We start from the raw sequence: 22,058 nt of genomic DNA, 5'->3' as shown, positions 1-22,058 counted from the left end.
ACCCCGACTGACGCCGGGGCGAAGGCGCTCTTTAGAACATCGCGGTCTTTCGGCCCCTCATAAAGGACAAAAGCCTGTAGCCGTGGGGCCGCGGCCGCGTGGCAGCATGGGTTCGTGGCGACACCATCGTTGAGCTGGGACGTGGTGGCCGTTGACAAGCCTGAGGATGTCAACGTGATCATCGGCCAGGCGCATTTCATCAAAACGGTCGAAGACCTGCACGAGGCCCTGGTCGGCGTGAGCCCAACGCTGCGGTTCGGCGTGGCCTTCTGCGAGGCGTCCGGACCGCGGCTGGTTCGCCGCAGCGGCAATGACGCGGACTTGGTCGACCTGGCAACTCGCGCCGCGCTGGCCATCGCGGCCGGACATAGCTTCGTGATCTTCCTGCGGGAGGGCTTTCCCGTCAATGTCCTCAACCCCGTGAAAGCGGTGCCCGAAGTCTGCGGGATCTACTGCGCCACAGCCAATTCAGTTGAAGTCATAGTCGCGGAGTCCCCGCGCGGTCGCGGCATCGTGGGTGTCATCGACGGTCAGACTCCCGTCGGAGTGGAAGGCGACCGCGACGCGGCCGACCGCCACGACCTGCTCCGCGCCATCGGTTACAAGCTCTGATTGTCAGTCGGCCGCGAGTGACCATACCGACGTAGCGATCAGATCACCCCGATCGAGCCCGGCGGCGCGGTGTTGGTGCACCTCGGCGTACTCGGCAGTGGTCACCATATCGATGAACGCCTGCGGCGTCGGGTATTCAACGATGAGAACGGCGTCCCACCAAGGTCTTTCACCATCACCGATGACAAACGTCGGCGCAGTTCCCGCATAGCGGACGGTGGCACCCACCCGCTGCAGGTGCGGGGCGACCTCCTGCCCGTAGCGCCGGTAGGACTCCAGACCGCCCGGGGTCTTGAACTTCAACAGGTTGACCATCACCACCGGTGCGTCGGCGGGCCGCGCGGCCAGGGCCGCGAACTGTTCGGCGGTGGGCTCCAAGTTGCTCATGGTGACGATTAGAGCAGATCGGTGATGGTCTTCAGGCCCGCTTCGTACAGCACGCCGGGCAGCATGCCACCGTCGTGCTCGATGGTGGTGCCGTTGACGAAGTCGGCCTCCCCGCCTGCCAGGAACACGCAGACCCTGCCCACCTCCGCGGGGTCGCCCGCACGCCGCAGCGGAACCGCGGCGAAATACTTTGCGCCCGTTGGATCGTCCTTCGGCAAAACGAACGACCGGAAGTTCTCGGTCATCGTTGGCCCCAGCGCGATGCAGTTGACCCGCACCTTGGGGCCCCATTCCTCGGCCAGCGAGCGGGTGAGGTGGTTGAGCCCGCTCTTGGCCGCGCCGTAGGAAACCAACGTCGGTGACCCGGCCGGATGGCCGGCGCCGCTGGAGATGTTGATGATGCAGCCAACGCCGCCTTGGGTGCGCATCTGCCGGTAGACGCGGATGGCGAACCAGAGCGGGCTGATGAGGTTCATCTGCACCGCGTACGCATGGAAGAGTGCGGTGCGCTCATATTCGTCGTCGCTGGCGGGCGCCCCCTGAATGCGTTGCACCAGCTCGGGAATGCTCTCGGCGTGCGGCGCCGGAACCGTCCCGCCGGCGTTGTTCACCAGGATGTCGATCCGGCCGTGCTCGGCGACGACCTCGGCGACGAAGGAATCGATCGCGAGGTAGTCCCCTTGGTCACAAACCTTCTGGGAGGCCCGGGCGACCCAGTCGGTTTCGCAACCGGGGATGGCGTCCAGCGGCGAACGCGAACAGCCGACGACCGTGGCGCCGGCGCGGAGCAGTTCGTGGGCGATGCCGACGCCCACGCCGCGGCTGGTTCCGGTGACGATCGCGACCTTGCCGTCGAGGATGCTCATGACAGGCCTTCCCGTAGTCGATGTTGACAGTCACTGTCAGCGGGTCATACTGTGCCAGTCCGGTCGTGGGCGTGTAAAGGCATGCAATTCGGAGGTCAGCAGATGAGTAGTCCGTCCAAGCTTCGCGTCATCCAGTGGGCGACGGGAGGCGTCGGCAAGGCGGCCATCGCGTGCGTCCTGAACCATCCGCAGCTGGAGCTGGCGGGCTGCTGGGTGCACAGCGCCGACAAGAACGGCGTCGACGTCGGGCGGATCCTCGGATTTGAGGACCTCGGTGTCACCGCAACTTCCAGCATCGACGAGATCCTGGCGTTGGACGCCGACTGCGTCATGTACAGCCCGCTGGTGCCCAACGACGACGAGGTGATCGCGATCCTGCGATCCGGCAAGAACGTTGTCACGCCCGTCGGCTGGGTGTATCCCGATCCGGGTAACCGCCGGCACCAGGCCGTCGCCGAGGCGGCGGTGGAAGGCGGGGTTACCCTGCACGGTTCGGGGATCCACCCCGGGGGCATCACCGAACGATTCCCGCTGATGCTGTCGTCGCTGTCATCGGCAGTCACCCACATCCGCGCCGAGGAATTCTCCGACATCCGCACCTACAACGCCCCGGACGTCGTGCGCCACATCATGGGCTTCGGCGGTACCCCCGAGGAAGCCATGCAAGGTCCCATGGCCGGCCTACTCGAGGCCGGATTCAAACAGTCGGTGCGAATGATCGCCGACCACATGGGATTTCGCATCGAACCGAGCATCAGGACCATTCAGGACGTCGCCGTCGCGACCGCCGACATCGACTACGCACCGTTCCCGATCACCACCGGAACGGTGGCCGCGCGCCGGTTCCGCTGGCAGGCCCTGGTAGACGGCGAACCGGTCATCACGGCCGCGGTCAACTGGCTGATGGGTGAGGAAAACCTGGAGCCGGCCTGGAATTTCGGCGGCCGGGGCGAACGCTTCGAGGTCGAGATCACCGGGGACCCCACTGTGAGCCTCACCTTCAAGGGCCTGCAGCCCGAGACGATCGCCGAAGGGCTGGTGAAGAACCCGGGCGTGGTGGCCACGGCCAATCACTGCGTCAACGCCATCCCCGACGTCTGCGCCGCCGAACCCGGCATCAAGACCTACCTGGACCTGCCCATGTTCGCGGGCCGCCCGACACCCGGGCTCGCATCGTCATGACCGGCGCCCTCGGCGACGTATCGTTCTGTCACCTCGTCGTCGGTGTGACCGACATGGACGCGCCCTGACGTTCTACCGCGACCTACTCGGCATGGACGTCGTGTTCGAAACCCTCATCTCCGGTGAGCCTTTCGACGCGGTGCTGCACGCCACCCGCAAGCAGGAGGGCCGGGTGGTGGGCGGCCTGCTCGGCGGAGTGATGGTTGAGCTGCTGTCACTGGGTGCGAGTCCTGCCGATCAGAAGGCCGCGCGCCGCGGCACGACCGGGATCCACAACGTCTCCCTGTCGGTGACCGATCTCGACGACACCCATCGCCGTGTTACCGCGGCCGGCTACACGCCCGACCAGGAGCCCTTCGAAATCGGCCGGGTGCGAATGTTTTTCGTCAAGGATCCGGACGGAACCCCGGTCGAGTTCATCGAGCTGCCCGACGGTGTACGCAGCACCTACGAGATGCATCGTGGGACCCCGCTGCGGATGGGACCGGTCACATGACCTACAGCCATCCCTCCTCGATGCGCGACCACGTCGCGATCGTCACCGGCGCCGCCCAAGGCGTGGGCAAGGGCACCGCCGCGGCGCTGCTGGAACGCGGGGCAGCGGTGCTGCTGGTCGACATCCAGGACGAGTTGCTGGGCAAGACAGCCGCCGAGCTGTCGTCGTTGGGACGCGTCGAGAAGCTGACGGCCGACCTGCGCGACCCGGACAGCGCCCAACGGATTGTGACGGCCGCGGTCGATGCCTTCGGTGCGGTGCACGGCCTGGTCAACAATGCGATCGCCACCAACGAGCCCAAGGCGTTCGTCGATATCACCACGGAGGACTTCGCGCTCGGTCACGACGTAGGCCCGCGGGCGACCTTTCTGCTCATGCAGGCAGTGCACCCCGTGATGGTCGAGGCGGGTGGCGGCTCGATCGTCAATCTCGGCTCCGGGACCGGCACCGGCGGCGAACCGAAATGGGGCGGATACGCCGCCGCCAAGGAGGCCATCAGGGGGCTGTCGAAGGTCGCCGCCTTGGAGTGGGGGCGCGACAACATCCGGGTCAACGTCATCTGCCCGTTCGCCGAATCGGACGGTGTGAAGTTCTGGAAGTCATTCGCCCCCAAAGAGTACGAGAAGGCCGTGCGACGCGTGCCGATGAAGCGGATCGGGGATGTCCGAACCGACGTGGGTGCGCTGGTGGCCTTCCTACTGGGCAGCGACGCGACGTTCATCACCGGGCAAACCATTCACGTCGACGGTGGAATCGGCTGCTTCCGGTGACCTTTCCCACCAGAGGAGAATCGCTGCGGGACCGGCAGCGCGCCCAGATCCGGGCCGACATCAGGCGCGCCGCGTTTCGGCTCTTTGTCGAGCGCGGATACGACGCCGTGACGACGGAAGAAATCGCGGCTGCCGCAGGCGTTTCGCCACGGACGTTCTTCCGGCACGTGCCGACGAAGGAAGAGCTGTTGCTCGCACCCGTTCGCCATGGCGGCGCAGCGATCGTCAACCTGCTCGAGCAGCGGCCCGCCAGTGAGTCACCCGATGTCGCGCTGATCAACGCCATCATCACGCGGACCCGATCGTTTGAGCAGGCGGACACCGACGAGTGGCGAGAAGCGCTGCTGGTGGCCCCCGATCTGCTGCGTAAGGTGACCGTTCACACGCCCGCCGACAAGGAGCGGGCGGCCAAGCTGATCGCCGAGCGCATGGGCGTGAACTCCGACGTCGACCTCCGCCCCGGTTTGCTGGTTCAACTCGCCTTCGCGGCAGCCGATTTCGGTTTCCAGCAATGGGTACGTCAGTCGGGTCGCCCGTGGCCGCTGGATCGCTACGTCACCGAAGCACTCGAAGCGGTCAGGAGCCCGCACTGGAAACGGAAGCGCACCTGATCAACCCGGCAACGCCTCAGGGTTCGCGATCCGAATCGGGGCGCCGTCCAGCCACGCGGCCACCGCCTCCACGGTGTCGGAGTAGAAGGCGGCGAGCATCTCGCGGGTGACGTATCCCAGGTGCGGCGACAGCGTCACATTCGGGAGCAGCCTTAACCGGTGATCGGACGGCAGCGGTTCGACGTCATAGACGTCCAGCCCCGCGCCGGCAATGCGCCCGGTTTCGAGAGCGGCGATCATCACGGCCTCATCGACGATCGGGCCCCGTGACGTGTTGATCAAGTATGCCTGCGGCTTCATCAGGGCCAGCTCGCGTTCACCCACCAGACCGCGGGTGCGTTCAGACAGAACGACGTGGATGGAGACCACGTCGGACTCCTCGAACAGCGTCGCCTTCTCGACCCGGCGCGCGCCGGCCGCCGCCGCGGCGTCCGCGGTGAGGTTCTGGCTCCACGCGATGACCTCCATGCCAAAGACTTTCGCGTAATCGGCCATCCGCTTGCCCACCCGGCCCAGGCCGACCAACCCGAGCGTCTTGCCGGACAGCGTGAGACCCGTTGTCACCTGCCAGCCGCCGCCTCGCATGCGCCGGTGTTCTTCCGCCAGGTTGCGTACCGTGGCGATCAGCAACCCCCAGGCGAATTCGGGGGTGGCGTCGTGCACGGATCGGAATCGCGGATGGGCGAAGTCGGTATGGGTGACGATGATGCCCCGCTCGGTTGCCGCACCCAGGTCCAGGTTGGGCAGACTCCTTCCGACGATCGTGATCAGCTTCAAGTTCGGCAGGCGCGCGAGCAGCGTTCGTGGCAGCGCCATCCGCTCGCGCAGGGTGCAGATCACATCGAATGGCCGTAGCTCTTCCGCCGCTTCATCCTCGGAGAGGTGCCGTTCGAATACGGTTACGCGGGATCGGTTTTGCACCGACGACCAGTCGGCGATCCGCAGGGCCGCTCCGGCGTAGTCGTCCAAGATCGCCACTTGGGGCGTGGGGTCACCCATCTCACCATTCAAGCATCGGCCGCATACTCCTCTGGTGATGCGTCGGCTCGCTCTCGTTCTGGTGACGGCGGGTCCGATGCTGAAGTGGCTATTGAGCTGGCCTCGACGCTAGACCACGAGTCGCGCTCAATCAGGGGTTCGGCCACGTCAGTCGAGCGCGGGCAGCACCTTGTCGGTGAGCAATTGAACCGACTTCCACGCCTCGTCGACGGGCATGCCGCCGACCAGTGGGTGCAGCACGAGCGGTCCGTAGTCGTCGGCGCCGCGCACCTCCGCCACCAATTCGTCCGGCGTCAGGAAGCGGTACCGGCCTGATGCCTTGACCTCGTCGAGGGTTTGCACGCCGGGCAAATGCATCAGGGACCGTTGGTCGGTTGACCATCCACCGTAAGTGACCGCCTCCCAGAGGATGTGGTCGCCGAGTTCCGCCCATGCCCGGTCCGGGTCCTCGTGCAGGAAGATCATCCCGCGGTTAACCGGCCCCGGCATGAGGATGAGCGGCGTCATGCCGGCGTCGGCACACAGCTCGCGGTAGTAGGCGGCGACGTCGGGCAGGTGATCGGCCAGGCTGAGGGGCAGCCGGAATCGTGCCGCCCGTCGCGCCGTGGCGCGGGCGCCGCCGCCGACGTATAGCGGTGGATGCGGCCGGGTCCAGGTGCCGGTGCAGATTCCCACATCGGCATCGGCGCCGGACCATACCGACAGCATCCGCTCGAGCAGGCCGTCCATCAGGGCGCCCCGGCGCGCGAAATCGACTCCCATGGCGCCATATTCGATGGTGCGGTAACCGAGGCCGACCGTGGTGTGCAGCCGGCCGCGGCTCATGTTGTCGACGAGCGCAATGTCCTCGGCGAGCCGAACCGGATTCCAGAGCGGGCCCAGCGCACAGTCCACGCTGGCGATCAGCGTCGACGTTCGTGCCAAGAACATCGCCGCGGCCATGATGGGATTGCAGCTCCAGCCGTGTCCGGTCGCGTGGTGCTCGTCGACACTGATGGAGGTGATGCCGTGCGACTCGCCCCACTGCGCCAGTTCGAGGGCGGCCGACAACAACCCGCTCTGCGTCCGTGGTTCGCCTTGCGGCGAGGCGAAGTTGAACCGCAGCACAGTCAACAACACGTCACGCCTCCTCGGGGCCCGCCATCGACCGCAGGAAAGCGGGAAAGTCGGGAAACAGCGCGCGGTCGACGATCTCGATGCGGGCGCCGAAAGCGTCCGTATAGTAGGCGAATAGCGCGAGATCGGAGCCGGGGACGTCCGCCGTCATCTCGAGCGTGAAGCCGCTGGCCTCCAGCGCACGCGCACTCTGGGCCAGGTCGTCGCTGAAGTAGCCGACATGGTGGACCGCGTTGCCCGGCGCGGCCGTCCACGGGCTTCCCGGCACCTCTTGCACGAGTTCGAGGTGCGGACTCTGCAAGGAGTAGACGATCGTCGAGGTCAATTCGCGGACGCCGGCCGGGGTGCGGAACGGCAGGGTATAGCTCATCGGGGCGATCCACCGGTAGCCGGCCAGCGCGCTCAGCCGGCCCATGGCCGCATCGAGATCGGGCACGATGATGCCGGTGTGGTAGAAGTCCTCGGGCCGCAACGCAATTGACATGTCTTTCCTCGTGTCTCAGACGCAGTCCGACGCGGCGTCGACGACGAACACCGCACCGCTGGTGTAGCTACTCTGCTCGGTGCACAGGAAGGCGATCGTCGGGGCGATCTCTCCGACAGAACCGAACCGGTGCAGCGGGATGTGCGCCAGTTCCGACTCCACCAATTCGGCCGAGCCGTGCATGGGCGCAGTCATCGGGGTGTCGATCGCGCCCGGCGCCACCGCGTTCACCCGGATCCCCTTGCCGGCCCATTTGACGGCGAGGTTCCTTGTGATGCAGACGATCCCCGCTTTCGCCGCACCGTATCCGGGCACCAGGGGAACGGCCCGCAGCGCAGACATCGACGCCAGGTTCACCACGCTGGCGCCGCCCACGGCGGTCGACAGCTTCAGGGCGCGGTAGAGCCCGACCGTCAATCGGTACGGCCCGGTGAGGTTCAGCGCGACCGAGGCATCAAACCCCTCCGGCTTCGATTCATCAAGGCCGCCAGGGAAATTGGCACCGGCGTTGTTGACCAGTACGTCGAGCCGGTTGAACTTGTCCGCCAGCGCGTCCACCGAATGCGGGTCGCTGATCTGGAGCTGATGATAATCCATGCCGGACAGGTCAACTTCGTAGTCGTCCGGGGCCGGTCTGGTCCCCGTGACGGCGACCCGGGCGCCGGCGTCGCGGAACAACACGGCGGTCGCGTGCCCGATCCCGCTGGTGGCGCCGGTGATCAGGGCCGTGGTCCCGGTGAAGTCGAAGCTGACGCGCGCCATCATGAGTTCCTCGCTATCTGGTTTCTCAGCCAGGCGTTTTCCCAGAAGTTCGTGCTGCCGGCGAGAAGCTTTTCGTGGGCGTCCCGAAGCACGTCCCGTGCCCCGGCGTGGTCCGACGGAAGAAGCTCGGCGAGGTGGATGGCCTGCAGCGGGCGGCCGTCGGCAAGGTGTTCCCGCGCCCGGCTCACCAATGCGTCAGCCCCGGCCAGTTCAACCACGTCGGCCGCGACGGTGTCGAACCCGACCGGATAGAGCTCGGTGGTTGACTCGTGGTGAAACCAGCCGGAGTAGTTCTCCCAGATGGCCCGCACGTCCCAGGCTACCTTTCCATAGCCTTGTCCCACTTCGTATTCCGCGGGCAAAGTGATCTCTCGCATCAGGGTGCGGACGTCCTTGCCGGCGTTCATCCCCTCGACGGTTTGATCGTGGACGTACCGGATCGCGTCGCGCAGCCGGGTCAGTTCGGCGTAAATAAGCTCGGCCCCCGCTATCGGTTCGAAATGGCCGGTCACCAGGAGGTCGGGCCGCAGGTCGCGCACCCGCTCCACGGACGCGATGGCGGTCAGTGCGTCGCGGTACCGGTCGCCACGCACCGTCACCAGGTTGGGAATGTGGCCGAACAGTGGGCCGAAGACATTCCCGCACAGGCAAATACGCTCGTCCGGCAGCCACACCAACAGTGAGTCGGTGGTTTCGCCGCCGGGCACGGAGATCAGCTCCATCCGCCGCTCACCGACGTCCAGGGTCAGGGTGTCTTCGAAATCGAGGTCGACGACGGGAAGGCTCTGGCCGGCCAGCCGGCTGCTCCCCAGGCGCCGCTGAATGGCTTGGATACCGGTCGCCAGGGTGTCCTTGAACGCGAAGGCGCTACGGCTGGCGCGATACGGGATGAGGCGTTCGTTGTCGTCGCGCCACAGCGTCCAGTTGGCCTGCGCGACGACGGTTGTCTCGGGGTCACGCACACTGTCCAAACCACCGACGTGGTCGACATGGCCCTGCGTGAAGATGATGTAGCGCACCGGCGAGGGATCAACGGCGTCGAAGTTCGCGCGATGCACCGGGCCCTCGAAACCCATGCCGGTGTTGACGATCACCCGGCCCTCACGCGTGGTGAGCAGGTAGGAATTCGACAGCCCCGGCGAGACCCACAGACCGGGCGCGATCTCCTCGGCCCGCTCGGCGGCCGCGGGACGCATGGCGTCGCCCCCGGGCCTGCTGCGGTAGACCGGTTCGAAACTCATCGCTGTGTTGCCTTCCGGCTAGCTCTCGGCACGGACGTCGAACCTGTCGAAGTAGAAGTCGAATCGTCCGCGCACCTCGTCGGGCGTGACGCCGAAGTGCTTTTGCAGGTCGTAGTGGATGCGGCCATGTTTGCCGCGCGGATTGCCGTCCAGATATTTCTGGAATCGCGCCCGCACTTTCGGTGTCAGTTCGGCGCCGCCGCATTCGTAAAGCCGCTCGAGCACCGGCATTTCATTGCCGTTCAGCTGGTGGAAGCTGACGTCGATGCTGCGTTCGGCCGGGACGAGATCGCGGTCGCGCACGCACCCGGTGAGCAGCCGGTGCACTCGGTCGCTCCAATAGTCCAGCAGCCAGTCGGGCTCGATGCTTGTGCGCCGCAGCCGATCGGAGTAGGCCATCATCGTTATCGCCGACTGGATAACCGCGACGGGATCGCGGTGCGTGAAAGCCACTGTCGCGTCGGGAAACGTCGCGATGAGCGGGCCGAGCTGCTCGCAGTGCTGCGGGCTTTTCAGGACCCAGGTCCGCGGACCGCGCAGGAAGGTCAGTGCCTGCAGCACCTTTCTCAGGTATGCGTAGTGCCGGGTTTGGTCCAGGCTCAGGTAGTAGTCGCGCCAATTCGGCACGCGTGCATGCCATTCCAGGACGTAGGCGGCCACATCCAAATCGAGCAGTTCGACTTCTTCCTCGATCGCCTCGGGGAATCGGTCGTGCATCGCGGCGACCACCGGGGCGCTGGCCATCAACGCATCGTGCTCGGATTTGGCTCGCGCGTAGCGGGGGTCGACCCCGAAGATGTCCGGTCCCTGACCGCGGGCCGGAATCGGCTCCTGGCTCTCCCAATACGGCAAGGCCCGCCGGCGTGGGTCGGCGGCAATGAGATTCACCAGATGGGTGGTGCCCGAGCGCGGCATCCCGACGACGATGAACGGGCGCTCGATCGGGATGGCTTCGATCTCCGGATATCGCTTGAGGAGCTCGGTCAGGGACAACCGGTTGCGCAGCAACCGGACCACGCGTTGCCGCAACGACGAGCGCGTAAGCTGGCGCAGGCCCTCGTCGGCTTCGATCGCGGCGACGTGCGCAGCGAGCCGATCGCCGAAGCCGTCGACATCGTCAAGGTCGTCGACTCCGGCCTGCTCGACCGCCTCTGCGAGCATCCGGTCGATGTCGAAGTCGACGTGTTTGGCCTCGGTGAAGTCCAAGATCTGCCGTTGCACGTCGGTCAGCTTGGGCGCGGTCAGGTCGTCGAAGTCGATGTCATCAACGGCAGAGCCCACCGGATCCTCTTTTCGACGTGTCGTCGAAGAGAAATATGACACAGACGTTAGGCGGCGATCTGCTGTGGTCCTACAGGTTCGCCAAGTCGTCGGGCACGTCGACCTTGTGTTCCTGCAGCACCTCGAGCGGCACCACCTCGAGGGTGCGCTCGTGCGTGGAGGCCAGCACCACGGGTGCAGCGCAGCCATCCTGGTGCGCCCGCAGCCAGTTCAGCGCCGTGACGCACCAGCGGTCGCCGGGCAACAGGCCCGGGAACCGGTATTCGGGAACCGGTGTCAGAAGGTCATTGCCAATGGAACGCTGGTGCTCCAGGAACTCGGCGGTCATGACCGCACAGATCGTGTGGCGGCCGAGGTCTTCGGGGCCGGTGGAGCAACAGCCGTCGCGGTAGTAACCGGTCACGGGTTCGGTGCCGCACGGTTCCAGCGGGCCGCCTAACACGTTTCGATCGGGCACGGGTTCAGTATTGCGCTCCCGGGGGTGAAGTTTGAAGTAACTTTGCCGTCTCCGCTGGGGCAAATTTGGCCGGCTCCGGCGCGGATGGGGCGACGTGCGGCCGGGCGCCAGTGACGAAGCGATAACAATTCGCACGTCAAGCTGGCGCGACGCGCTGAGCAAATCCCGGGGAAATCGCCGGGAAAATTTATCGTCACATCGTGCAACGAAGAACGGCCCTCAAGCTGCCACTTCTGCTGGCAGCAGGCACCGCGCTGGCGCGAGCGCCACGCGCCTCCGCGGAGGAACCGGGCCGGTGGCCCGCCGACCGCGCCAACCGCTGGTATCAGGCGCAAGGTTTCCTCGTCGGATCGAATTACATCACCTCCAACGCCATCAATCAGCTCGAGATGTTTCAGGCCGAGACCTATGACCCGCGGCGCATCGACACCGAGCTCGGCTGGGCCAGGTTCTACGGGCACAACACCGCCCGGGTCTTCCTCCACGATCAGCTGTGGGCGCAAGACCAGCGCGGCTTCCAGACGCGGCTTGCGCAGTTCGTCGACATCGCCGCGCGCCATCGCATCAAACCGCTGTTCGTCTTCTTCGACTCATGCTGGGACCCGGCACCCAGGGCGGGTCGACAACGCGCGCCGAGGCCGGGTGTGCACAACTCCGGCTGGGTGCAGAGCCCGGGCGCCGAACGGCTCGGCGACCCCCGATACGCCGGCGTCATGCGCGACTACGTCACCGCCGTGCTGACCCAATTTCGTAGCGACGACCGCATTCTGGGCTGGGACTTGTGGAACGAACCGGACAACCCCGCGCGCCAGTACAAGAGCGCCGAGCGCAGCGACAAGGATCAGCTGGTCGCCAACCTGCTTCCCCAGGTATTCCGTTGGGCGCGCGCGGTCGATCCCAGTCAGCCGCTCACGAGCGGCGTGTGGCGCGGCGACTGGGGACAACCCCAGGGCCGCAGCGCAATTAGCGACATTCAGCTCGCCAACGCCGACGTCGTCACGTTCCATTCCTACGCCGACCCGGCGGGCTTCGAGTCCCGGATCGGCGAGCTTGCCCCGTTGGGGAGGCCGATGCTCTGCACGGAGTACATGGCGCGGCCCCGGGGCAGCACCGTGGAGGGAATCCTCCCGGTGGCCAAGCGCCACAACGTCGGTGCGATCAACTGGGGTCTGGTCGCCGGAAAGACCCAGACCTACTTTCCGTGGGAATCCTGGGATCACCCGTACACCGCGATCCCGAAAGTCTGGTTCCACGACCTGCTCCGGCCCGATGGCCGGCCCTTCCAGGACACCGAAGCGCTGACGACCCGAAAGCTGGCCGGCAGCCAAGCCTGACCCCCCAGGTCTTGGGATCCGGATTTTGCCGTTGACCGGCCTTTATCGGCTAGTAGGGTGGGGTCTCAGAAGGGGGCGGCGGTGACTCTGACTCATCTGAGCGAACCAGAGCTGATCGCCTCGGCCGGGGGCGACCCTTACAACACGCGAGATTCCAAGTTAATGCAAACCGGTAACCGTCCAATGATAGAACCAGAATGACTGGCAAGACCCTTCCAATCGCTGCCGGAATCGTCAGCGTGGTCGTCGTCAGCTGCAGCGCGCACGCCGACGCACCCGCATTCCCGGACATCAACAGCTACACGCCGGTGAATGTGGCAGATTACGCCATTGGACTTCCTAATACCGGGCGCACTCCGCTGAATACGGTGTACTTCCTTACACCAGACGGCATCACTTGCGATTTCTTTTCCGGCCAGGCGCAGTGCACCGGCAATAACTTTCCCGCTGTCCCGCCCGCTGCCGGGCCCGGCACGGTGAATGTGATCGGCACCGCCTCCGGGCTAGCACAATCTGGTAATCCCATTGCCCCGAACGGGCAAGTGTACGGGCGGTCTCTCAAGCTGTTGCCGCCGAAGCATTCCATCACGGTCGACGGTGTGATCTGCGGCGTCGATGACTCAGGCGTGACCGCCTGTAAAGACCCGCAAGGACGTGGATTCGTGCTGTCGCCGCATGGTTCGGCTTGGCTGCCACATGTATGAACGTCTTCGATGTGTTTGACCGGCGTCGCGATCCGGGGGCTGGCTCTGTGTCACTGGTCTAGTCGAAGCGGCGGGCAGTGTGTAGGAAAAGCCTCACCGTCAAGGACTTAGGGGGCCGCGAAGTCACCCACCGCCGTCATCTTGTTGCCGTCTGAGGCGGTGGCGAAGCCGCTCGCAGTGAACGCGCAGTTGACGATAATCCCTCGGTGCGGAGGGCTTTGCATCCACGAGTCGAGAGCCTGGGTGGGGGTCGCGGCCGATCCGGTGCCCCAAGAGATGATCTCCCCCGTGGCAGGGGCCCTGGTGTAGCCCGCATCCGCGATGCGCGTCCGCGGCGAAGAACCGTCCGAACCGATATGGCCGCTCAAACCGGTGCGCAGCAGATCGTCGGCGTGCCGCTGCGCTGCCGCCCGCAACCGCGGGTCATCTGTGAGTGGCCCGCACGGCTGACGAAGCCCGTTGATGCCGTTGTATAGCGCCGTACCCGGATCGTCTGCGCGCGCGACAGATTCGGCACCGGTGCCCATGGGCGCCATGAGGACACAACAGAACGCGAAGATGGCGACGATCTCAAATTTCTTCGTCATGTGGCCTCTTGCTACGCGCATTGCGTTTGTCCGTGAATAAATGCTATCCACCCTCGACCGAGATTGGCCGAAAATCGTCTTTGCTAAACCCACCTGGGAGCTGCGCGCGAGAACTCAAGCAACGACCCCACCCGCGATAGCGGGTGAACGTCTTTGGCGGTGGCGGAGGGATTTGAACCCTATTCAGCTACGCCTCAGACCTGCCCGCGGTGCCGTGAACTGCTGAAACACATCAATGTAGTTCAATTGAGTTATGTGTAACTGTGGGCAGATTGTGGGCACGGTGTGGGCAGCCAGCGGCCGGGTGGGCGCAGATACCGCTAGGGCCTACTTCTAGCCCATCGTGGCGGCTCTTGCCGTCGAAAGGAGCCAAGCCGGTTTGACGCCCTGCCCGGCCGCCGAGACTTACATGGCCCGCTTGCGGTAGCGGTTCAGGACGAACTGCTCCGCCAATGTCCAGCCATTGAACCCACCGACAACGGCCTCGCTGAAGGGGCCGGCGGTGTCGGTGTTCCCCAACTGTTTAGGGTTCGCCGCGAGGCGTGCCGAAGCGGTGGTGATGACCGCGGCGATCTCCGCGTTGGGTTCGTCGCCGTCGAATCCCTGCCCGCGGGTGTAGGCCTTGGCCATCGTGGTGATCAGGGGAACGATGGCGTCGGTTTGGCCCGCGAGCAGTGCGTCGACGTCTGCCGGGGTGGCCATTTATGCCTCGGTCAGCAGGGTGACGGCCTCGGAGTGCAGCAGCCCGACGTCGTAGCGGGTAACCACCCGAATGCCCTGGGAGTCATAGTCGCCCCAAGTCTGATCGAGCAGCTTGACCACGGCGTCGACGTCGCGGGCGACGGCGACCTTCGAGAAGTCCACCAGCGCGACCCGGTTCTTCGTGGAGACGGCGGGGATGTTGTCGGTGATGATGACGGGCAGCCCGAACAGGCGGAAGGCGGTGCCTCCGGAGATCCCTGTGGGGTCGAACAGGTACTGGCGGAAGTCCTGATCGGACGTGGAGCCGGGGTTAGCGATCTTCAGCTTGCGCAGCTTGGCGAAGCTGGCCGAGGTCATCACCCAATGCGTGGGGTTGACCTTGTTCGCCTGCGCGGTGGCTAAACCGTCGATCAGGGAATCGGCGTCGGTAAGGTCCAAGACGCCGGTCGCGATGCCGGATTGCCGCAGGATGCCCTTGATCGTGTCCGACGTGCCGGTGCCATCCCACAGGGCCGCGTCGAGGGCCTGCGCGACATTCGTCACGAGGGTGGAGCGCAGGGTGGCGTCAAGGGCCACGACGGATTGGCGCACCATCTCGTTGGAGAACCGCACCAGCACCTTCAGCGACTTCAAAGTCGAAGGTAGCAAATCGATTTCGTCAAATGTGACCGTCCCGTCACCGATCTGGACCGCCTCTGCGTAGAACCCGGCGTTTACACCGGAGGTGATGCGCGGGATGCGCAGCGGGTTGGAGGTGTCGAAGATTTGGGGACCGGCGGCCAGGAATGTGGAGGCCTGCGCGAGTGGCTGGACGAGGAGATCGGCGACTTGCGATTGCAGCAGCGCAGTGTTGCTGGCGGTGGTTTCAATAGCCACGGAAATGTCCTAACGGTTGTGTCGGAGGGTGGTTCGACACGTCGCCAGGACGTCAATCGTGGTGGGGCACCAGGCCCCCGTTCAGGTTTCCAGTTTAGCGGAGTCAGGTGCGTTCTTTGAGCATGCCGAGCAGGCTGAATGATCCCGACGCCGGTCCGCGGTCGCCTTGGCCGATGTCTCCGGTCGGCCGGCGGCTGGCCAAGTGCGGCTTGCTGGTGAGGAGGTCGTCGATGGCGCCAGCTAGTTTGTCGGCGTCGTCTAGGTGCTCCGGGTCGAACGGCAGATCGGTGGGGTCGGCCAGGCGGCCGGTGGCCCGGACCAGCTCGGTGTGGAGTCGCTGCGCGTAGGCGTCGGCCTGTTGGGCGCGCTGCCGGTATTTGCCGTTCTCCTGCCGCAGATCCTCGACATAGGAGCGTGGGAACGTGTCCGGTTCATCGGATTCGGGTTCGGGGTCGTCGATGTTGTGTCCGTCGGCCTGCATGGCGCGCACTACGGCCTGGTAATCCTCGGGGGTTGGTTCCTCGATGGTCTCGTCAACTGGTTGTTCTGGGCTGCTCATTTCGCTTCAATCTCCTTGTGTAGACGGTTGATTCGATGTGCTCGGCGAGCACAACTTTCGGTGTGCAATTGCATCCCTTGTGTGATTGGAAGGGGTGTTCTTTGGGCCAGATGCGGCCTTCGCGCCACCACCAGGTACAAAGCAGGCAACAACCCGGACTGCGGTGTCGGGTCCATCCCTCTACCAAAGGTTGCTTCTGCATGGCGTCGATGGTGGCGTTCTGGGCGGCTTCCAGCGGTTCGGCCCGGGCGAGCCGTTCAATCCGCATCTGAGTGCTATCAGGCTGCTCGGGGTCGGGTTGCTGTTCGTCGAGGATGGTGTCGACAGCCTTGTGGAGCCGTTCCGCGGCGTCGGTCGGGGTGATGCCCGTGGCGGGAGCCGGTGAGCCGGTGGCGTGCTCGATCTGGACCGACAATCCGGCATCCGCGAGTGAAACCGCGGCGGCGTTGGCTTGGTTGACTATTGCGGCGATCAGCGCCACTGCCTGATCTCGGGTCAGCTGGCCTGCTTGGTATGCGGCGTACACCGTGAGGGCTTGGGTCGCTGTAGTGGCGGCCAATGCCTCGGTCCGGGACTGGTGTTGCTCGACGCTGGTCACGCTGCCGGCCTCGGTTCAGCTGTTTGATTTCGAACACCTGAAAGGAGGTTGATGCCGGCGGTGTCGAGGGCTTCAGCGCGGCGCGCGGTGCGGATCTCGGCGATCTCGTCGTCGGAGTAACCCAGCTTCGCCAGCGCATACGACGCCGGCAGCAGACCGGACTGGAACAGCTTGACCACAGCGTCGGCCTCCTGGGCCACCGAGCGGGTCGCGGCGTCGCCCCACTGCACCCGCGCCTCAACCTGCTCCGGGTCGCGGCCGTCGCGAACGGCCACCATGAGGCGGGCGACCTGCTCCCAGGACCGGCCGAAAGTCTGCTGTCTGGCTTCGGCGCGCGCGGTGAGCGATGCTTCGGCAGCTCGTAGGGCGTCGGCGCTGGCCGGGTTGTCGGTGAGGATGCCGACATAGTGACCGGGAAGCGTTGACACAGCCATGATCTGCGCCAACAGGATTCGCACGGACGCCTCATACCCGGACAGGTTCGCGGCCTCAAGCTGCCCGAACTTCGCGTTATCGGACTCGCTGATCATCGCCCGGCTACCTTCTGGGATAGGGTTGACCTCCACCATGACCGGCTGGCCGTCGCTGTCGAGGACCGGGTCGCCGTTCTCGTCGAGGACGGGTTCCTCGGTCAACTCGATTCCGGAGGCCCACCTTCTGGGACGTCCGACGTATTCGGAAGTCACAAGCATGTCACTCAAGACCTTGTTCAACCCGTCCACCAACGGCTTGAGATCCTCGATCTCGGAGACGCCGCGGTAGTGATGGTGGTGGTGGCCGAGGATTCGGTCGCTGTTGCGCAGACCAACGACGGGAACGACACCAAGCGGGTTGGCGAGGGTATCCACGGCCGTGAATCCCACAGTGGTCGGCCCGGTTTGGTTCGCGCGGAAGCGGGTGATCTGATCGGGCTCGTACAACACCGCCTCTGTCGTCTTGCGCTGATGGTCCTCCCACCGTTTGACCGCGGCGGTGATCTGACGGGTGCCGGGATCGCGTCGCACCATGACTTGCTTGGCGGATTCGACGGTGACCTTGGGCCGGCCGAACCTGTCAGCCCACACAATCACAAAACTGTCGCCGAGCAGTAGGGCTTCGCGGTGCGCGACGCCAGACAGTTGGTCCAAATCGTTGTGAATCCAGTCGGGCCAGATGTCGGCGGCGTCCCCGCTGAACCCGGTCACGCGAAGCCGTTCAGCCAGCGACGTCACTGCCAACTTGCAAAGGTTGGTCGCCATCCGCCCGAAGCGTTGCCCGAGGGCGACTTTCGCTTCCGGCGCCAGGAACGCCAACGGCTGCTTGCCTTCGTAATAACGGTCCAGCTCGGCGTAATGGTGGGCGGGCTCATCGAGCCTCTGCAGCATCTCAGTCAAGAGCGGGTTGTCGGTCATGCGGCGAAACTCCTTGTCTTCCTTCGTTTCTTGTGTGTCGCACGCCAGGTGGCGCGTGAGTGAGCCATGACCAGGCAAGCGGCCAGGTCGATCTTGGGAGCCGTACGAGAACGGGATTGCTTCGACAACCGCATGCCGCGCGCGTCCTCGACGATCACCGCGTTGGCGACGTGCGCGGCCAGCTTCGGATCACCGGAATGCGTGAGCCGGCCGTTGATCGCCGCGCTATACAGATCGGTGGTCGCCGCGGTCAAACGTGAAGGGCTGTGCGGGAACTCCACCACAGGCAGGTTTTCGGATTCCAAAGCTTGCAGGGTACGGGTCCAACGGAACGGGTCGGCGATTATCTCCACCACCTGCCAGCGCCGACACGCGGCCCGGATCGCGTCCTCGACGTCGGCGACCGGCACGCGGTAATCGGTGTCCTTACGTTGTGGGCGTTCCCACACCCGGATCACATCGAAATGCGGCTCTGCAGCTACCGTCCCGACTAGCAAGGCGGTGGTGTCATCGGAGAACGAACCGTCGAGGGCGATCACCACTTCAGTGCGATCCGGCACCCCCTTGCCTGTAGAGAGGCTGCCCCAAACCTCGCCGGGCAGGAACTTGCCCTCCGTATCGGCCGCCAATTGGCACAGCCGCGCCCTGCGGAACGTCGACTCACGAGTCTTTGGCGGCAGCAGTGCGTGCAGGGCGTCGCGGTGCAGGAAGTCATCCAGGGCAGGGTTCGCCAGCTCCCAGCAGTGCGCGCAGTCGACGGGATGGTCCTCGAATCCGGCCGCGGAGAATTCCCGCCACACCAGCGATGTGTCCTCGGGATGTTCGGCGGCGTATTGCCGGAGGTCGAGCAACACCTGATCCTCCAGGTTGGGGCCCGGTGTGCCGATCGCCACCAACGTCGAGCGTTCACGTTTACCCTGCGCCAGCGTCAGCACTTCGTAGGAGTCGCGGTTGGCCACGCCGGCCTCATCGAGGATCGCCAACGAGTAGTCGAGACCCTCAAGCCGTTTCGGTTCAGCGGGCAATACGTGGAATTGGGCGTCTCGTCCGGGGATCACCAAGCGTTCCTTGAATACCTGGACGCGGGCAGCTAACTCGCCATCGAGTTCGGACATGCGGCGGGCGATGTTGAAGCACAAGCCCGCTTGCCGCTCGTCGGTGGCGACGACGCACACCATGGCACCCTCACCACCGCAGAACAGCTCGTACAGTCCCCACGCGGCGAGCAGCGACGTTTTTCCTTGGCCTCTGGGCAACATCCACGCGGCTGTACGGGGCTGCGGGTCGGCGTCGAGCACCGAACCGACAAGATCCTGCTGCCAGTCCCGCAACCTCATCGGAGTCCGCGCGCCGGTGCCCTTCGGCACCTTGATATATCGCTCACAAAACTTCGAGAACCGCGCTGAACCGGTCGACCGCGGACGCCACGGCAACGGAGACGCGTCAACCGACGCTTTCGGCCCGGCCTTCACGGCATACTCATCAGATGATCTGGGTCACTCATCTCGAGCCCGTTCCCGGCGAGGAACAACTCACCAAGACGAACTACAGCGACTGGCAATACGCCATCGACCCCGGTGGCGCGCTGGTCCTCACCAAGGACAACCAGAAGGTCGTCTTCGGACCAGGATTTTGGGTGCGAGTCGACGACGACAACGCCCGTCCGAAGCGCACCGTCACGCGAGTCCGCTAACCTCACCGGCCACCGCCCGCAGCGTGTAACGCCCCCCGCGCCTTGGCGTGGGGGTGCTGGCGTGGATGGTTGGGGGCATCCCCCCTGGCAGCTCCGCGGCGACGGTTGCACTCGGCGCAGCAGACTTCGGCGTCGGTTCCGAGGCGGATGGTCTTGCCGGCGGCTTTGCGTTCCCATGCGATGGGTAGGTGGTCGAGCTGCAAGTCCTCGGTGGAGCCGCAGTCGGTGCACCATGGCTGCAGTCGTCGAGCACGTCGGCTGAGTTCTTGCCACTGTGAGTCGTAGCCGCGTTGTTGCCGGGATGGCTTGCGGTCCTTCGGTCGATGCGTAGGGCATCGTGACTTTGCTGACGGCTCGCCGCACACGACGCAGGGGCGCAGTGTCACTCGTCGGCCTCTGCTTGGCCGTCGAGGTACTGCTGATGCATCTGCGCTGCGAGTGCGTGGGCCTGGTCAGGTGTCATTGCAGCGATGGCTGCGCACTGGCTGAGTAGATCCATGCAGACTCGGCGCGGCAGGACGAAGCGCCACTTGCCATCTTCGCTGTCGACATCAAGTGCAGCGACGAGTCCGCCTTCTCCGTTGGGGGCTAAGCGGATGCCTGCGGCCTCGGCCATGCCGACCACGAGGGTGGATCGGAGTGATGCTGCGAGTTCTTCTTCGTTGGTCATGCTGTAGCTTCTCCTGTTTGCTGGGGATTGCGGTACTTGCCGTGGGTGCGGCGTCTGCGTCCTGATTGGACTGTTGGGGTGGACCCTTCACTTGTTGGTACAGGTGTACTTTCGGTACACGTCTTATCTGTGCTGGTAGATGCCTCTTTCTGAGGCGTGTACCGTTGGTACACCTGTACCTTCTGGGTTCCTCGCCTTGCTGGGGAAACGGTGATTTCGCGTTCTGTCAGCAATGCGTCGAGTGCGGGGTCGAAGTAGTCGCGGAGATCGGCTTTCAGTGCTTTGCGGATCACATGGCGTGGTAGCTGGCGGCCGTCTGCCAGCTTGCGCATGATCGCTTCCTTGGCCCGTTGTAGCTTGCGGTCGGAGATGATCTCCTCGCGGTCCGCGGCGGCCAGAGCTCGGCCCGCGTTGGCGCTACGGGACTGCTCGGCGAGGGCTTGCTGGCAGCGTTTGCGGGTGTAGTGGGAGACGTCCATGATGTACCCGGAGATCGACCAGTCTTCGGCGCTGACGACGGTCCTGCCGTCCAGAGCCATCAATGCGGCGGCCACTTTCAATCTGGTCAGCAGGGCGTGGCCGTCGAGCGGATCGACGTGTGGGTCTTCGCGTAGGACCGCGAGGCGGTGGGCTCGGATGGCTTTGCTGGCGGTCTCGGGAACGATGAGGTCGACGGTGCTGCCGACAGCGCGCAACCAGGACGGCCGGCTGACTTTCCACTTGCCAGGGTCGGGTGGTGGTTCGTCGGGTGCATCTGGGTCGCTGGTGGGCAACCAGACAAACCGTTGCGGTAGGCCGCCGTCGCTGGCGCCGAGCAAGGTTTGTGACCGTAAGGGTTGGACGCCGATGGTCAGGCACGCCCGGTAAGAGCCGGCGGCGACGATGTTGCGGGTGTCCTTCCCGGCGTTCCCGAAGCCGAGTTGTTCCCCGCTGTAGACCTTGCGGAGTTCGGAGCTAAGGGTGGAGCCTTGGCGGCTGGCTACCGCGGCCAAGGTGTCGATCTCTGGGGCCGAGAAGATGGCGGCGGTCACCACGTTGGGGTCGTCGGGCTTGGTGCCGACCGGGCGGAAGGTTCTGGCGATACCTTCCCCTGAGCCCAGGGGGACGATTTCGACGTATGGCAGGTGGAAGCCGTCGAGGGCAGTGGCTTCGGCTGCTCCTTTGCCTCCGCCGCTGGGTCCGACGAGGGCGATGAACAGATTGAGTGACATCCGGCTGCCGACGATGCCGGGCAGCATGATCTCGGGCGGGATGGTCGCGACTGCTCGGGCGAGTACGGCTCCGAGTACGGCCCAGGGGCCGACCCCGCGGGCACGCGCCAGGGTGAGCACGTGCTGCAGGGCCGGCCGCGACGACCAGAAGGCGTCAGTCACCGGCATCTTCTCCTTCGGCTGCGATCACGGCGGCCAGCTGGCGGCCCTCATCAGTGAGATGCGGCCAGAGGCGGCGGGCGCAATCGGTGCGCCCCATTCGGTGACCCCACCGGAACCCCTCGGCCTTGATGCCGAGATGTGGGTGGCGCCAACGACGGCCGGGTGTGTACGGCCGCCATTCGTCCGGTTGTCGCTCTTGGTAGCGGTCGCCCTCGAACGTGCCTTGGTGTTGGGTGTCGGTGGTCTGTGTCATGATGGGTGTCTCCTGTTCCTTGCTGCGGATAGGTTCTGAAGGCCCTGGGGTGGC

The 22,058-nt window shown here is 65.2% G+C and carries 27 protein-coding genes; 8 read left to right on the top strand and 19 right to left on the bottom strand.

Translation table 11 applies throughout. The features are described 5' to 3' along the window. The first annotated feature begins 114 nt into the window (after positions 1 to 114). Positions 115 to 612, top strand: coding sequence for an adenosine-specific kinase (locus tag H7J89_RS10555; protein ID WP_264043197.1), 498 nt, complete (start codon positions 115 to 117; stop codon positions 610 to 612). Between the two features lie 3 nt (positions 613 to 615). Here the strand turns inward: H7J89_RS10555 and H7J89_RS10550 are convergent, their stop codons facing one another. Together H7J89_RS10550 and H7J89_RS10545 are read right to left on the bottom strand one after the other, a co-directional pair. After that, complete coding sequence (locus tag H7J89_RS10550; protein WP_264043196.1) at positions 616 to 999, bottom strand: DUF1330 domain-containing protein; 384 nt, start codon at positions 997 to 999, stop codon at positions 616 to 618. Positions 1,000 to 1,007: 8 nt separating this feature from the next. Then, the gene (locus tag H7J89_RS10545; RefSeq protein WP_264043194.1) at positions 1,008 to 1,865 is read right to left on the bottom strand and encodes an SDR family NAD(P)-dependent oxidoreductase; all 858 of its coding nucleotides are present in this window, start codon (positions 1,863 to 1,865) and stop codon (positions 1,008 to 1,010) included. Between the two features lie 102 nt (positions 1,866 to 1,967). Between H7J89_RS10545 and H7J89_RS10540 the strand changes: the two genes are divergently transcribed. The 4 genes from H7J89_RS10540 (at position 1,968) to H7J89_RS10525 (ending at position 4,924) form a co-directional block, all read left to right on the top strand. Next, positions 1,968 to 3,047 carry an NAD(P)H-dependent amine dehydrogenase family protein gene (locus tag H7J89_RS10540; RefSeq protein WP_264043193.1) on the top strand — a complete coding sequence of 360 codons (1,080 nt, stop codon included), beginning with the start codon at positions 1,968 to 1,970 and terminating at the stop codon, positions 3,045 to 3,047. A 91-nt stretch (positions 3,048 to 3,138) separates the two neighbouring features. Next, a complete protein-coding gene (locus tag H7J89_RS10535) occupies positions 3,139 to 3,543 on the top strand; it encodes a VOC family protein (RefSeq protein WP_264043191.1) in 405 nt (134 codons plus the stop codon). Continuing rightward, positions 3,540 to 4,313, top strand: a complete 774-nt coding sequence (locus tag H7J89_RS10530) for an SDR family NAD(P)-dependent oxidoreductase (protein ID WP_264043189.1) — start codon at positions 3,540 to 3,542, stop codon at positions 4,311 to 4,313. Before H7J89_RS10535 ends, H7J89_RS10530 begins: the two co-directional genes overlap by 4 nt. After that, on the top strand, positions 4,310 to 4,924 hold the full coding sequence (locus H7J89_RS10525; protein ID WP_264043188.1) for a TetR/AcrR family transcriptional regulator: 615 nt from the start codon (positions 4,310 to 4,312) through the stop codon (positions 4,922 to 4,924). The genes H7J89_RS10530 and H7J89_RS10525 overlap by 4 nt, the downstream gene beginning before the upstream one ends. Here H7J89_RS10525 and H7J89_RS10520 read toward each other — a convergent pair whose 3' ends face one another. From H7J89_RS10520 to H7J89_RS10490, 7 genes are all read right to left on the bottom strand, one after another. Next, on the bottom strand, positions 4,925 to 5,923 hold the full coding sequence (locus H7J89_RS10520) for a D-2-hydroxyacid dehydrogenase family protein (RefSeq protein WP_264043186.1): 999 nt from the start codon (positions 5,921 to 5,923) through the stop codon (positions 4,925 to 4,927). It lies immediately after the preceding gene. Positions 5,924 to 6,070: 147 nt separating this feature from the next. Continuing rightward, positions 6,071 to 7,042, bottom strand: coding sequence for an LLM class flavin-dependent oxidoreductase (locus H7J89_RS10515; RefSeq protein ID WP_264043184.1), 972 nt, complete (start codon positions 7,040 to 7,042; stop codon positions 6,071 to 6,073). A 1-nt stretch (position 7,043) separates the two neighbouring features. After that, positions 7,044 to 7,523, bottom strand: coding sequence for a VOC family protein (locus H7J89_RS10510; RefSeq protein WP_264043182.1), 480 nt, complete (start codon positions 7,521 to 7,523; stop codon positions 7,044 to 7,046). A gap of 15 nt (positions 7,524 to 7,538) precedes the next feature. Next, a complete protein-coding gene (locus tag H7J89_RS10505) occupies positions 7,539 to 8,288 on the bottom strand; it encodes an SDR family NAD(P)-dependent oxidoreductase (RefSeq protein ID WP_264043180.1) in 750 nt (249 codons plus the stop codon). Beyond that, on the bottom strand, positions 8,285 to 9,526 hold the full coding sequence (locus H7J89_RS10500; RefSeq protein ID WP_264043178.1) for an MBL fold metallo-hydrolase: 1,242 nt from the start codon (positions 9,524 to 9,526) through the stop codon (positions 8,285 to 8,287). The genes H7J89_RS10505 and H7J89_RS10500 overlap by 4 nt, the downstream gene beginning before the upstream one ends. A gap of 18 nt (positions 9,527 to 9,544) precedes the next feature. Continuing rightward, positions 9,545 to 10,807, bottom strand: coding sequence for a sulfotransferase family protein (locus tag H7J89_RS10495; RefSeq protein WP_264043175.1), 1,263 nt, complete (start codon positions 10,805 to 10,807; stop codon positions 9,545 to 9,547). A gap of 70 nt (positions 10,808 to 10,877) precedes the next feature. After that, positions 10,878 to 11,264: a DUF2237 family protein gene (locus H7J89_RS10490; RefSeq protein ID WP_264043173.1), complete on the bottom strand. Its 387-nt coding sequence runs from the start codon at positions 11,262 to 11,264 to the stop codon at positions 10,878 to 10,880. A gap of 200 nt (positions 11,265 to 11,464) precedes the next feature. On the opposite strand from H7J89_RS10490, the gene H7J89_RS10485 reads away from it, so the two are divergent. Together H7J89_RS10485 and H7J89_RS10480 are read left to right on the top strand one after the other, a co-directional pair. Then, positions 11,465 to 12,598 carry a glycoside hydrolase 5 family protein gene (locus tag H7J89_RS10485; protein ID WP_264043171.1) on the top strand — a complete coding sequence of 378 codons (1,134 nt, stop codon included), beginning with the start codon at positions 11,465 to 11,467 and terminating at the stop codon, positions 12,596 to 12,598. A 197-nt stretch (positions 12,599 to 12,795) separates the two neighbouring features. After that, positions 12,796 to 13,302, top strand: coding sequence for a hypothetical protein (locus tag H7J89_RS10480; protein WP_264043169.1), 507 nt, complete (start codon positions 12,796 to 12,798; stop codon positions 13,300 to 13,302). Positions 13,303 to 13,409: 107 nt separating this feature from the next. On the opposite strand, the gene H7J89_RS10475 is transcribed toward H7J89_RS10480, so the two are convergent. The 7 genes from H7J89_RS10475 to H7J89_RS10445 form a co-directional block, all read right to left on the bottom strand. Further along, entirely contained in the window at positions 13,410 to 13,889 is a 480-nt protein-coding gene (locus tag H7J89_RS10475) for a CAP domain-containing protein (protein ID WP_264043167.1), read from the bottom strand. A gap of 405 nt (positions 13,890 to 14,294) precedes the next feature. Further along, entirely contained in the window at positions 14,295 to 14,591 is a 297-nt protein-coding gene (locus H7J89_RS10470; protein ID WP_264043165.1) for a hypothetical protein, read from the bottom strand. Beyond that, positions 14,592 to 15,467: a phage major capsid protein gene (locus H7J89_RS10465; RefSeq protein ID WP_264043163.1), complete on the bottom strand. Its 876-nt coding sequence runs from the start codon at positions 15,465 to 15,467 to the stop codon at positions 14,592 to 14,594. A gap of 103 nt (positions 15,468 to 15,570) precedes the next feature. Next, positions 15,571 to 16,026: a hypothetical protein gene (locus tag H7J89_RS10460; RefSeq protein ID WP_264043161.1), complete on the bottom strand. Its 456-nt coding sequence runs from the start codon at positions 16,024 to 16,026 to the stop codon at positions 15,571 to 15,573. Next, positions 16,001 to 16,624 carry a hypothetical protein gene (locus tag H7J89_RS10455; protein ID WP_264043159.1) on the bottom strand — a complete coding sequence of 208 codons (624 nt, stop codon included), beginning with the start codon at positions 16,622 to 16,624 and terminating at the stop codon, positions 16,001 to 16,003. The genes H7J89_RS10460 and H7J89_RS10455 overlap by 26 nt, the downstream gene beginning before the upstream one ends. After that, complete coding sequence (locus tag H7J89_RS10450; RefSeq protein ID WP_264043157.1) at positions 16,621 to 18,015, bottom strand: phage portal protein; 1,395 nt, start codon at positions 18,013 to 18,015, stop codon at positions 16,621 to 16,623. Before H7J89_RS10450 ends, H7J89_RS10455 begins: the two co-directional genes overlap by 4 nt. Then, entirely contained in the window at positions 18,012 to 19,487 is a 1,476-nt protein-coding gene (locus H7J89_RS10445) for a terminase large subunit domain-containing protein (protein ID WP_264043155.1), read from the bottom strand. The genes H7J89_RS10450 and H7J89_RS10445 overlap by 4 nt, the downstream gene beginning before the upstream one ends. 14 nt (positions 19,488 to 19,501) lie before the next feature. On the opposite strand from H7J89_RS10445, the gene H7J89_RS10440 reads away from it, so the two are divergent. Next, entirely contained in the window at positions 19,502 to 19,708 is a 207-nt protein-coding gene (locus tag H7J89_RS10440) for a hypothetical protein (protein ID WP_264043153.1), read from the top strand. A gap of 382 nt (positions 19,709 to 20,090) precedes the next feature. Here H7J89_RS10440 and H7J89_RS10435 read toward each other — a convergent pair whose 3' ends face one another. The 3 genes from H7J89_RS10435 to H7J89_RS10425 are packed head-to-tail and all read right to left on the bottom strand — an operon-like array spanning position 20,091 to position 22,004. Next, positions 20,091 to 20,378: a hypothetical protein gene (locus H7J89_RS10435; protein WP_264043150.1), complete on the bottom strand. Its 288-nt coding sequence runs from the start codon at positions 20,376 to 20,378 to the stop codon at positions 20,091 to 20,093. Then, complete coding sequence (locus H7J89_RS10430; protein ID WP_264043148.1) at positions 20,375 to 21,751, bottom strand: YfjI family protein; 1,377 nt, start codon at positions 21,749 to 21,751, stop codon at positions 20,375 to 20,377. Before H7J89_RS10430 ends, H7J89_RS10435 begins: the two co-directional genes overlap by 4 nt. After that, positions 21,744 to 22,004: a hypothetical protein gene (locus H7J89_RS10425; RefSeq protein ID WP_264043147.1), complete on the bottom strand. Its 261-nt coding sequence runs from the start codon at positions 22,002 to 22,004 to the stop codon at positions 21,744 to 21,746. Before H7J89_RS10425 ends, H7J89_RS10430 begins: the two co-directional genes overlap by 8 nt. Between the last annotated feature and the right edge of the window lie 54 nt (positions 22,005 to 22,058).

The sequence above is a fragment of the Mycobacterium paraffinicum genome (genome assembly GCF_025822865.1).
GTDB lineage: Bacteria > Actinomycetota > Actinomycetes > Mycobacteriales > Mycobacteriaceae > Mycobacterium > Mycobacterium paraffinicum.
The sequence above is the reverse complement of the archived record's forward strand: the minus strand, read 5'-3'. Positions and strand labels throughout refer to the sequence as shown.